General features: G+C 72.4%; 9 protein-coding genes. 2 read left to right on the top strand and 7 right to left on the bottom strand.

Features of this window, described 5'->3' with window-relative positions:
• Positions 1–168 precede the first annotated feature (168 nt).
• Genes AC0699_RS28050 through AC0699_RS28040 form a run of 3 tightly spaced genes read right to left on the bottom strand, consistent with a single transcriptional unit; the run spans position 169 to position 2,518 of the window.
• Positions 169–588 carry a RidA family protein gene (locus AC0699_RS28050; protein WP_478665503.1) on the bottom strand — a complete coding sequence of 140 codons (420 nt, stop codon included), beginning with the start codon at positions 586–588 and terminating at the stop codon, positions 169–171.
• Positions 585–1,367 (bottom strand): IclR family transcriptional regulator, encoded by a 783-nt coding sequence (locus AC0699_RS28045; RefSeq protein WP_478665501.1) that lies wholly within the window; start codon positions 1,365–1,367, stop codon positions 585–587. The genes AC0699_RS28050 and AC0699_RS28045 overlap by 4 nt, the downstream gene beginning before the upstream one ends.
• Positions 1,364–2,518, bottom strand: a complete 1,155-nt coding sequence (locus AC0699_RS28040) for a sugar kinase (protein ID WP_478665498.1) — start codon at positions 2,516–2,518, stop codon at positions 1,364–1,366. The genes AC0699_RS28045 and AC0699_RS28040 overlap by 4 nt, the downstream gene beginning before the upstream one ends.
• A gap of 124 nt (positions 2,519–2,642) precedes the next feature.
• Here AC0699_RS28040 and AC0699_RS28035 point away from each other — a divergent pair, with 124 nt between their 5' ends.
• Both AC0699_RS28035 and AC0699_RS28030 read left to right on the top strand, forming a co-directional pair.
• A complete protein-coding gene (locus AC0699_RS28035; protein ID WP_478665496.1) occupies positions 2,643–3,932 on the top strand; it encodes a type III PLP-dependent enzyme domain-containing protein in 1,290 nt (429 codons plus the stop codon).
• A gap of 46 nt (positions 3,933–3,978) precedes the next feature.
• Positions 3,979–5,598 carry an N-acyl-D-amino-acid deacylase family protein gene (locus tag AC0699_RS28030; protein WP_478665493.1) on the top strand — a complete coding sequence of 540 codons (1,620 nt, stop codon included), beginning with the start codon at positions 3,979–3,981 and terminating at the stop codon, positions 5,596–5,598.
• Between the two features lie 4 nt (positions 5,599–5,602).
• Here the strand turns inward: AC0699_RS28030 and AC0699_RS28025 are convergent, their stop codons facing one another.
• From AC0699_RS28025 to mptB, 4 genes are all read right to left on the bottom strand, one after another.
• On the bottom strand, positions 5,603–6,469 hold the full coding sequence (locus AC0699_RS28025) for a trypsin-like peptidase domain-containing protein (protein ID WP_478665491.1): 867 nt from the start codon (positions 6,467–6,469) through the stop codon (positions 5,603–5,605).
• 208 nt (positions 6,470–6,677) lie between these two features.
• On the bottom strand, positions 6,678–8,705 hold the full coding sequence (locus AC0699_RS28020) for a bifunctional polysaccharide deacetylase/glycosyltransferase family 2 protein (protein ID WP_478665637.1): 2,028 nt from the start codon (positions 8,703–8,705) through the stop codon (positions 6,678–6,680).
• 56 nt (positions 8,706–8,761) lie between these two features.
• Positions 8,762–9,220 (bottom strand): hypothetical protein, encoded by a 459-nt coding sequence (locus tag AC0699_RS28015; protein WP_478665488.1) that lies wholly within the window; start codon positions 9,218–9,220, stop codon positions 8,762–8,764.
• A gap of 109 nt (positions 9,221–9,329) precedes the next feature.
• The gene (gene mptB / locus AC0699_RS28010; protein ID WP_478665635.1) at positions 9,330–10,862 is read right to left on the bottom strand and encodes a polyprenol phosphomannose-dependent alpha 1,6 mannosyltransferase MptB; all 1,533 of its coding nucleotides are present in this window, start codon (positions 10,860–10,862) and stop codon (positions 9,330–9,332) included.
• Positions 10,863–10,889 lie beyond the last annotated feature (27 nt).

Raw genomic sequence — 10,889 nt, 5'->3', positions numbered from 1 at the left:
AACGCGGATTGAGTGTATCCCCCCATTGAAAAGGAGAAAAGGCAAGGCACAGTGGAGCCACCGCCGGAGCCCCGCCGGGGGCAGGAAGGACCGGGGGGCGTCGGGGATGGGGGGCCCCGGCCCCCCCGTCCGTGGGCGCCCTGCCGTGGAGCGGCTCGTTCAGGAAGATCAGCTCAGGACCGCCAGGGCGTCGATCTCGATCAGCAGGCCCTGGGGGAGGCCCACGTATACCGTCGTACGGGCGGCGGGGGCCTCCGTGAGGCCCTGCTCTTCGAAGTACGCGTTGTAGATCTCGTTCATCTCCGCGAAGTGGTCCGTGTCCGTGAGGTACACACGCAGCATCATCACGTCGTCCCAGCTCGCGCCGCCCTCCGTCAGGACCGCGGCGACATTGGCGAGGGTCTGGAGGGTCTGCTCGCGCAGGGTCGGCCCGGCGACGGTGGGGGCCAGGCCGGTTCCCTCGCGGTCGGCCGGGAGGAAGCCGACCTGACCCGCGACCTGGAGGATGTTGCCCTTGCGGACGCCGTGGGAGAACTTGGCCGGCGGGGCGGTGTGGGTGGGGGGCGTGATCGCGGTCTTCTCGGTCATGCGGTGTCCTTCGGTGGGCCGGTCTCTGACGAATGGGGGGCAGCGCCTGAGTACTCCCGGGTGATGGCGTCGGCGGTACGGCGCACCAGCGGGAGGAGGGTGAGAAGTTCCTCGGCGGTCACGACGACGTTCGGCGCGGAGACCGACATGGCGGCGACGACACGGCCGTCCGCACCGCGGATGGGAGCCCCGATGCAGTTGATGGACTCCTCGTGGCCACCGAGGTCGGTGGCCCAGCCCTGTTCGCGTACGGTCGCCAGCTCCTTGAGGAAGGCGCGGGCGTTCGGGATCGAACGGGACGTGTACATGGGGTAGTCGAGGCGCTCGGCGAGGGCGCGGCGCTCGGCCTCCGGCAGGTCGGCGAGGAGCAGTTTCGCCACGGCCGCGACGGTGAGGGCGACGGGCTTGCCGATGCGGGAGTACATCCGGACCGGGTAGCGGCTCTCGACCTTGTCGATGTAGAGGACCTCGTTCTCCTCGTGGACGGCGAGGTGGACCGTGTGGCCGCACTGCTCGTTGAGGGCGACGAGGTGGGGGTGGGCGATCTCGCGGACGTCGAGGTTCTCGACGGCTTCCTGGGCGAGGGCGAAGAGGCGGGCACCGAGGCGGTAGCGCTGGTCCTGCTGGCGGTAGACGAGACCGTGCTCGTGGAGCGTACGCAGCAGCCGCAGCGCGGTGGACTTGTGGACGCCGAGCCGCTCGGCGACCTGTCCGAGGTCTGCGGGTCCCTGCGCGAGCAGCGGCAGGATGCTGAGCGCGCGGTCGACGGTCTGGCTCATGACGTACGTACCTCCTCCGTGGCCTGCGCGGCTGCGGTCCAGCCGGGGCCGAGGTGAAGTCTCCCCCAGCCCTCGCCGTCGAGGGCGACGAGGCGGTCGGCGTACGGGGTCGGCGGCGGGGTCCCGAGGTCACCGGGGACGGTGAGGGCGGCGGCGGCCATGAGGTGTCCGTGGCGGAGCCGGTCCCGTGTGGGCAGTCCGCGGAGGGTTGCGGAGAGGAACCCGGCGGCGAAGGCGTCTCCGGCGCCGACGGGGGCGACGACGGTGACGCGAGGGGCGGGTACGCGGGTGACGGTGTCCCCCTCCTCGGGGCTCCGCCCCGGACCCGGGTGCGTAGCGCCCTCCGGGCGGGCTCCGCAGCTGACCGGTGCCGTCGGGTCAACCGGTGTGTCCGTCCTCAATCGCGGGACGGGCTCCAGAGTGCGGGAGTACGCCACCGCGCCCCCCGCACCCTGCTTGACGACGAGGACCTCCGGCTCAGGCAGCGCCTCGCGGATCGCCGCGGGGCCGCGCAGGCCCCACGCCTCCTCCGCCTCGTCCTCGCCGACGAAGACGACGTCGGCGCCGCGGGCCAGGTCGAGGAGGACGGCGGGGTCGTCGTGCCGGAGTCCGGGGCGGTGGTTGACGTCGAACGAGACGAGCGGGCGGCCGGGGCGCGGGGCGGTGAGGGTGCGCATCAGGGCGAGGCAGTCGGGCGAGAGGGCCGCGGTGATGCCGGAGAGGTGGAGGACGCGCGCGCCGGCGAGGTCCTCGTGGGGGACGTTGGCCGGGGACATCGCGGACGCCGCCGAACCCGCCCGGTAGTAGAGGACCTCGTGGGCGTCCGTCGCGCGGTCGGTGGCCGTCCGGAAGTAGATGCCGGTGGGGCGCGTGGCGTCCCGGCGGACCGCGGTGGTGTCGACGCCGTACGCCGCGACCGCGGCGATCAGGTGGTCGCCGAAGCCGTCCGCCCCGACCCGGCTGACCCACTTCACCGCGTGCCCGGCCGCCGCGAGCGCGCACGCCACGTTCGACTCCGCGCCGCCGATGGTGCGGGCGAAGGACGGCACGTCGGCGAGGCGGCCCGGCCGCGACGGCAGGAACGTGACCATGGACTCGCCGAGGCAGACGACGTCCACGACGTCACCGTCGACGGCTGCGGCTCCGGTCACCCTGGCACTCCTCGCTGGTCCTGTGGGTCCATTGACCCGGCGTCCGCTCGGATGTTAGACAGCGTCAAGCGATATACGCAACGGATGTTGCATTCTTTGCAACACGCTCCTGAAGGAGGCTCACATGCCCGCCGACAGCGCCGCCCAGCGATTCGCCCAGCTGGACCGCGAGCCCGTCGACCACCGCTTCAAGGCGCTGCCGCCCGACGCGGAGGGCCTCACCGTCGGCGAGCTGGCCGCCCAGCGCCGCAACCTCTTCACCGGTGGCTTCACCACCCCCGTCCTCGCGCTGTCCGCGGAGTCCCTGGAGCACAACCTCGCCCTTCTGGAGACCTACGCCGAGCGCCACGGCCTCGCGTTCGCCCCGCACGGCAAGACCTCCATGTCGCCTCAGCTCTTCGCCCGCCAGCTGGAGCGCGGCGCGTGGGGCATCACCGCCGCCGTCCCGCACCAGGTCCGCGTCTACCGCGCCTTCGGCATCCGGCGCGTCTTCCTCGCGAACGAGCTGGTCGACCCCGTGGCGCTCCGCTGGCTCGCCACCGAGCTGGACGGCGACCCCGACTTCCGCTTCGTCTGCTACGCCGACTCCGTCCGCGGTGTCGAGCTGATGGACGAAGCCCTGCGCGACAGCGGCGCCGTCCGCCCGCTGGACGTCGTCGTCGAGCTCGGCGCGGGCGAGACCGCCCGTACCGGCGCCCGCTCCGACGCGGACTGCGCCGCCGTCGCCGACGCGGTCGCCGCCACGAGCACCCTGCGCCTGGTGGGCGTCGCCGGATACGAGGGCGAGGTCCCGGACGCGACGTCCGAGCGGGTACGGGACTGGCTCCGCCGCCTCACCGCTCTCGCCGCGGCCTTCGACAAGGACGGACGCTTCGCCGATGCGCCCGAGATCGTCGTCAGCGCGGGCGGCAGCGCCTGGTTCGACGCGGTCGCCGAGGTGTTCGCGGAGCTCCCCGAACTGTCCCGCCCCGTGCTGAAGCTCCTGCGCTCCGGCGCGTACGTCTCCCACGACGACGGTCACTACAAGCACCTCACCCCCTTCAACCGGGTTCCGCAGGAGGGCGCGCTGGAGCCGGCGTTCCGGCTCTGGGCCCAGGTCGTCTCCCGGCCCACCCCTCAGCAGGCCTTCACCAACGCGGGCAAGCGCGACGCCGCGTACGACCTCGACCTCCCCGAGGCCAAGGTCGTCCGGGGCGCCCGCGACGGCGAGATCCGCCCGGCCACCGGCATCTCGGTCACCGGCCTGTCCGACCAGCACGGCTGGGTCCGCACGGAGGAGGGCGCGGACCTGGAGGTCGGCGACTGGCTCGGCATGGGCCTGTCCCACCCGTGCACGTCGTTCGACAAGTGGCAGCTGATCCCCCTGGTGGAGGCGGACGGCACGGTCGTCGACTACATCCGCACGTTCTTCTGAGCGCCTCCGAGCAAGCGCCTCCGAACACCGGAGCAGGAGCCCGCACATGGACCTCGTCATCCGCGACGTACGCGTCATCGACGGCACCGGCGGTGCCTCCTACCGCGCCGACGTCGCCCTCCAGGACGGCCGGATCAGCGAGATACGCCGCGAGGGCGAAGGGCCGCGCCCCACCGCCCGCCGCACCCTCGACGCGCGCGGCCTCGCCCTCTCCCCCGGCTTCATCGACATGCACGCGCACAGCGACCTCGCGCTGCTCCGCGACCCCGACCACAGCGCCAAGGCCGCCCAGGGCGTGACCCTCGAAGTCCTCGGCCAGGACGGCCTGTCGTACGCGCCGGTCGACGACCGCACCCTCGCCGAGGTCCGCAGGTCCATCACCGGCTGGAACGGCGGTGCGCCCGAGGACACCTCCATCGACTTCGACTGGCGCACGGTCGGCGGGTACCTCGACCGCCTGGACCGCAACTTCGACGGCCGGGGCATCGCCGTCAACGCCGCGTACCTCGTCCCCCAGGGCACGGTCCGTATGTACGCCGTCGGCTGGGACGACCGCCCGGCCACCGACGCCGAACTCCGGCGCATGAAGCAGCTCGTCGCCGAGGGCCTGGAGCAGGGCGCCGTCGGCATGTCCTCCGGACTCACCTACACGCCCGGAATGTACGCGCAGGACGCCGAACTCACCGAGCTGTGCCGGGTCGTGGCGGCCTACGACGGCTACTACTGCCCGCACCACCGCTCGTACGGCGCCGGCGCCCTGGAGGCGTACGAGGAGATGGCCGCCCTCACCCGCGACGCCGGCTGCGCGCTCCATCTCGCCCACGCCACCCTGAACTTCGGTGTGAACAAGGGCCGCGCCCCGGAGCTGCTGGCCCTGCTCGACGAGGCGCTCGACGCGGGCTCCGACATCTCGCTCGACACGTACCCCTACACCCCGGGCTGCACCACGCTCGTCGCGACGCTGCCGAGCTGGGCGAGCGAGGGCGGCCCCGAGGCGACTCTGTCGCGCCTGCGGGACGACGCGACCGCCGAGCGGATCCGCCACCATCTGGAGGTCATCGGCTCGGACGGCTGCCACGGCGTGCCCATCGAGTGGGACACGGTCGAGATCTCGGGCGTGAGCGACCCCGGGCTGGCGTCGTTCGTGGGCAGGACGATCCAGCAGTCGGCCGGGACGCGCGGCGAGGAGCCGTGGGCCACCGCCCGCCGCCTGCTCGTCGCCGACCGGCTCGGCTCGACGATCCTCCAGCACGTCGGCCACGAGGAGAACGTCCGGGCGATCATGCGCCACCGTGTGCACACCGGAGGCTCGGACGGGATCCTCCAGGGCTCCAAGCCGCATCCGCGGGCGTACGGCACCTTCCCTCAGTACCTCGGCCGCTACGCCCGTGACCTGGGTGTTCTCTCCCTGGAGGAGACGGTCGCCCACCTCACCTCGCGCCCGGCGGCCCGGCTGCGCCTTCCCGACCGGGGCCTGGTCCGCGAGGGCTACCGCGCGGACCTGGTCCTCTTCGACCCGGACACGGTCGCGGCCGGCTCGACGTTCGACGCCCCGCGCACCCTCCCGGCCGGCATTCCGCATGTCCTGATCGACGGCCGTTTCGTCATCGAGGACGGGAAGCGTACGGACGTACTGGCCGGGAAGGCGATCCGCAGGACGCCGTGAGCGGTCAGGGCTTGGGCAGCGTGCAGCCCGGACGGCCCAGGTCGATCTTGTTGCCAGCGCCGATGCACGGGACGACGATGTACGTCTGCTGGCCGTAGTTGATGCCCTCGCGGACGGTCACGTTGCCGTTCTCGTCGACCTCGCAGGGATTGTTGTCCGTGCAGCGGCCGCCGTCCTCGTTCCCGGTGTTGTTGACGGCGACGACCTTGCCGGTGGCGTCGTCGATCACGGGCGAGCCGGAGGTACCGCCGATGGTGTTGCAGGACGAGGTGTAGCGGACCGAGTCCTTCCAGGTCCACGAGCCTTCCTTCAGGCGGTAAGCGAACCCGTCGATGTCGCAGCTGTAGATCCGCTTCCAGTAGCCGGAGACCACCTTGATGGCCTTGCCCGCGACCGGGTGCGCCGCGTCCAGCTCCAGCGCCTTGATGCGGTACCGGCTCTCGATCTGTGCGTAGGTGGTGGTGAGTTCGTAGAGCGAGACGTCGGTGTCGGTCATCGTCCCGTACGCGATCTTGCTCGCCCGGAGCGTGCCGACTCTGTTCCCGGCGGAGTTGAGGAGTCCGAAGGAGCGCGACGAGGGACGGTCGACGATGACCTGTCCGGGCGCGGGGAAGCCGGTCTCCAGGCAGTGGCCGTTGGAGAGTACGAGGGCGGGGTCGTCCGGCTGCGAGTCGGGCGTACGGACGACGGAGCCGGAACAGTTGCTGAGCGCGACGGTCCCGGCGAAGTCGACGGCCTTGGCCTGGGTCCCGGTGCCGACGGCCTTGGCCTGGGTCCCGGTGTCGGCGGGTGGCGTCGAGGCGATCGCGGGTGCGGCGCCCGCTCCTAAGAGCCCGAGGGCGAGGAGCGCGGCGGCGAGAGGCTTGTTCATGTGGGGGGTCCCCTCTTGCGACGTGAGTGACCGGAGTGAATCCGGACTTGTCATGCGCATTGTCGAGGGGACCACTCGCACCATCAAGGCATCCTTTTCGGCCACGTACGGGGCCGTCGCCGGCAGCGGTGAGTTCGGCCGCTTCCTGAGCCGTCGTCGGCGGCGGCGAGCCGAGCCACTTGCGCGAGCCCGCCTGACCCGCGGTACGTCAGGCGTTCACCGCGCGACGGTCCTCCAGGGTGTCCGTCGCCGAACCCGTGCGCTGCGTCCGCTGCCACCGCAGGCGGTTGCCCATCAGGGCCGTGACCACCGACTGGACGACGACCAGGTACATCAGCTGCCGGTAGACGAAGATCTGGAGCGGCAGCGTCCACAGGGGCTCGAACTTCTCCCGGTCCAGGCGCAGCGCGTACACCGCGCTGACGACCTGGACCGCGGTGAAGGCCAGCCAGACCGCCGCCGCCTGACCCGCGCCCTGGAACAGCAGTCCGTACAGGGCGAAGACATCGACGAGCGGGGCGAGCAGCGGCAGTAGCGTCTGGAACAGCAGCAGATAGGTCAGGCCACGGCGGCCGAGCTTGCCCCCGGCACCCCGCTCCAGCAGTGCGCCGCGGTGCTTCCACATGGCCTGCAGCGTGCCGTAGCACCAGCGGTAGCGCTGCTTCCACAACTGCCGCACCGTCGAGGGGGCCTCGGTCCAGGCGATGGCCGACTCCTCGTAGACCACGCGCCAGCCGGCCCGGCACAGAGCCATGGTGAGGTCGGTGTCCTCGGCCAGGGTGTCCTCGCTGACGCCGCCCACCCCCAGGACCGCGTCACGGCGGAACGCCCCGATCGCGCCCGGAACGGTCGGCATGCACTCCATGACGTCGAACATGCGGCGGTCGAGGTTGAAGCCGATGACGTACTCGAGGTGCTGCCAGCGGCCGAGGACGCCCTGCCGGTTGCCGACCTTGGTGTTGCCGCTGATCGCGCCGACGCGCGGGTCGGCAAGCGGCTGGATCAGGTTGAAGACCGCGTCGGGCTCGAAGACCGTGTCACCGTCGATCATGACGACGATGTCGAAGTGGGCCCAGGCGAGCCCGGTGTTGAGGGCCGCGGCCTTCCCGGCGTTGGTCTGGCGGATCACCATGACCCGGCGGTCGTCGATCGCCTCGGCGATCTCGAAGGTCCGGTCGGTGGAACCGTCGTCGACGACGATGATCTGGACGGCCTGGTGGCTGGAGGCGAGCAGCGAACGCACGGTCGCCTCGATACCCGCTTCCTCGTTGTACGCGGGGACGATCACCGAGACCGGGTCGGTGAGCGGCGGGAAGCGCGGGCCGCCGCGACGCCGGGAGCGCTTGCCCCGTACGCGCTTCACATGCACACGGGCGACGGTGAAGAGCATCACCAGCCGGGCCGCGGTGATCACACCGGCCGCGAGCAGGAACCAGGTCATGCCGTCGGCGAAGGCCCGGGACGCCTGCTGGGCGCGGACGACGGCGACCCCCTTCCACTCCGCGGCGCCGGAGACGGCGTAGGTGGTGCCCCGCAGCCCGAGACCGGCACCGACGGTCGTGTACGTGACCCGGTCGCCGCGGGTGGCGGTCAGCAGCCGCTCGGTCTCGGCGATGGCGCCGGCCGAGCCGGTGAGCTGTCGGACGGCGCCCTGTGCGGCGTCCCGGCGGGACGGGTCGGCGGCCACGAGGACATAGCCGTCGGCGATGGCGCGCCGGGCCGCCTCGCCCATGTCGCCGCAGAGGGTGGCGACGTCCGCGGTGTGCGGGAGGCGCAGCAGATGGGTGCCGATGCCCGCGGTGCCGGCCAGGACGTTCTGGGTGAGGGCGAGCTCAAGACGGAAGCGGGGCTCGGAGACGCCGGCGAGGTTGGCGTCAGTGTAGGTGTGCGAGCCGATCTCGTGGCCCTCGTCCTTGATCCGGCGTACCAGATCGGGGTGGGCGGCGGCCTGGGTACCGGTGAGGAAGAAGGTGGCCTTGGCGTCGTGGCGCTTCAGCAGGTCGAGCAGGCGCGGGGTCCAGGCCGGGTCGGGGCCGCCGTCGTAGGTGAGGGCGACGCTGCCGGAAGGCATCCGGGCCCCGGCGGCTTCGCCGGTCTCCGGGGCCTGCCGCAGGACGGGCCCGTCGGCGAACTCGGACGCCGTGGTGGCCGGGCACCGGCCGGCGGGCGCGGCGGTCGGGGCTATCTCGTGCCGCCCGTAGCCGCTGAAGATCAGTGCGGTGGCGGCGACGGCCATGGTGAGAATCAGCAGCACCCAGTGAGCGCGGGGGTCCCTGCGCAGGGCGTGCCGGGTCACTTCGGCCCCTTGCCGTCCGCGGCGGGGCTGCGCCGGGGCGCGTTGCCGGAGTTCCCGGGAGGGGCACTCGCCGCAGGACTGGCCGTCGGGGGCGCCTTGGTGGTCGTGGCCGTGCCTGTCCCGTCGGTACCGGGGCTCGCCGATGCGTCGGAGCCCCCGGTGGCGGAGGCCGGAGGAGAGGCCGCGTCCGAGACCGCCTCCGCGTCGGCTTTGCCGTCTGCGGCTTCCCGGGACTCGTCGGTGGACGGGGCCGACTCGTCGACCGCGGGGGGCGGGTCCTGCCGGCTCTGGCTCCAGGGCAGCGGCCCGCCGGCCGGCCCGGCGCCGAAGAACCCGGCCAGAACAATGACGACGAAGCAGACACACGCGGCACCGACGACGACGGATGCATACCTGACGAGGCGGCCCCTGCGCCCCGAGGTATCGACGAATACCGCGTTCTCCTGTCGAGTCATAGCCGCGGATTGTACGGACTGAAGGACTCCACTTCGAAGCCAGGTACCAAACCCGACATTCTGTCCGCTATGCGCGGGGCTACCTTGATCGGCAGACCGCGGATGCGCCCTATCGCGCCGCCCGCGCGGCGTTCGATGCTCCGGTGGCGCCGGCTGGTGCGGTCGACTGCCCATGGCTCCCGGGGTACGGGCCCGGCGCAGACACGGGACGCGGAAGCGGAGGCAGCCGGCGCAGGGCCGCGACGGCGACGGCGGCCGCGACGGCGGCGAGCACGAAGCCGTACGGCGGGGTGTGGCCCGAGGGCGCGGTCTCGTACACCAGGCTCACGGAGAGAACCATCAGCACTCGGACGATCAGGCCGTCCCATGCGGCGGTCGCGGCGACCACCGCCATCCCCCACAGCAGGTACCACGGCTGCACCATCGGCGAGAGCGCGACCAGTGCCAGCAGGGACAGTCCCAGGCCGTGGACGGCGTGGAGGGCCGGACGGCCGCGCCACGCGAACAGCGTCCGGAAGGCGAGGAAGGCGATCACCGCGAGCGCGGCGGCGAGACCGAGGCTCTGCACGGCCCCTTTCACGGTGGCCAGGTCCGCGCCCGCCACCGCATGCGCCAGCGCCCCGGCGGCCTGACCGAGGTCGCTGGAGGCCGACAGCGGCGTGTGTATGGTCCCGGCGACGCTCTGCGTCCGCAGCCAGCCGAAGCCGGTGCCGCTGAGGAGAGTGGCGCCGGCGGCGACCGCGGCGGCCACCAGGCCGGGACCGAGGAATCCCTTCAGTACGCGCCGGACGAGCGAGCCACCGCCCTGACGTACGACGATCACGCCGATGAAGAGCAGGGCGACGGCAGCCGGGGACTTGATCATCATGGCGAGGGCGACGACCCCGCTGCCCAGCAGAGGGCGCCCGCGCAGCGCGAGGACGACGCCGGTCAGCATGAGGCCGATCATCAGCCCGTCGTTGTGCGTCCCGCCGACGACGTGCAACAGCAGGAGAGGGTTGAGCGCGGCCAGCCACAGCGCGCGGCGCTCGTCCGCCCCGCACTCCACGGCGAGTCGGCGTACGGCCCAGACGATCAGCACGAGCGCGGCCACGGCGATCAGCCGCATCCCGAGCACGGCGGGCACGAGCGTCCCGCCCGTGACCCACACCACCGCCTTCGCCAGGACGAGGAAGACCGGCCCGTACGGCGCCGGGGTGTCCGTCCAGTGACCGCCCACACTGGCCGCGGCGTCGGCGCCGCGCGAGTCCGGAGCGAGGACCGACGGCCCGTGCGTGTAGACGTCATGGCCGTCGAGGACCATCGCGCCCTGGGCGATGTAGCTGTAGACGTCCGCGCTGTGGAGCGGCGGCGCGAGCACGAGGGGCGCGGCCCACCAGCCGAGCGTGACGAGGGTGTCCCGTACCGCGGGGCCGTCCTGCTCCGCGAGCAGCCGCCCGTACGCCCACCAGGCCAGGACCAGCAGCGTCAGCCCGGCGTACGCGAGCACCGCCGCCGCGATGGTCACCCCGGACCCGTGCGGAACCCACAGCCCCCACGGGTCGCGAACCGGCAGGGCCCCGGCGACCGTACCTCCGGCCGCGATCGCCAGTGCTCCGATCGCCCCCAGCCGGCGCGCACCGGTCGCACTCCGCATCCACATGAGCAGCAGGTCCATCCCCACCAGGTT

The organism is Streptomyces sp. NPDC043870, assembly GCF_056435785.1.
The sequence above is the reverse complement of the archived record's forward strand: the minus strand, read 5'-3'. Positions and strand labels throughout refer to the sequence as shown.

Bases quoted from the DNA above. Each gene is read 5' to 3' on its own strand.
- AC0699_RS28050 (WP_478665503.1), bottom strand. From the start codon at position 588: ATGACCGAGAAGACCGCGATCACGCCCCCCACCCACACCGCCCCGCCG.
- AC0699_RS28020 (WP_478665637.1), bottom strand. From the start codon at position 8,705: ATGGCCGTCGCCGCCACCGCACTGATCTTCAGCGGCTACGGGCGGCAC.
- AC0699_RS28035 (WP_478665496.1), top strand. From the start codon at position 2,643: ATGCCCGCCGACAGCGCCGCCCAGCGATTCGCCCAGCTGGACCGCGAG.
- AC0699_RS28030 (WP_478665493.1), top strand. From the start codon at position 3,979: ATGGACCTCGTCATCCGCGACGTACGCGTCATCGACGGCACCGGCGGT.
- AC0699_RS28015 (WP_478665488.1), bottom strand. From the start codon at position 9,220: ATGACTCGACAGGAGAACGCGGTATTCGTCGATACCTCGGGGCGCAGG.
- mptB (WP_478665635.1), bottom strand. From the start codon at position 10,862: ATGTGGATGCGGAGTGCGACCGGTGCGCGCCGGCTGGGGGCGATCGGA.
- AC0699_RS28025 (WP_478665491.1), bottom strand. From the start codon at position 6,469: ATGAACAAGCCTCTCGCCGCCGCGCTCCTCGCCCTCGGGCTCTTAGGA.
- AC0699_RS28045 (WP_478665501.1), bottom strand. From the start codon at position 1,367: ATGAGCCAGACCGTCGACCGCGCGCTCAGCATCCTGCCGCTGCTCGCG.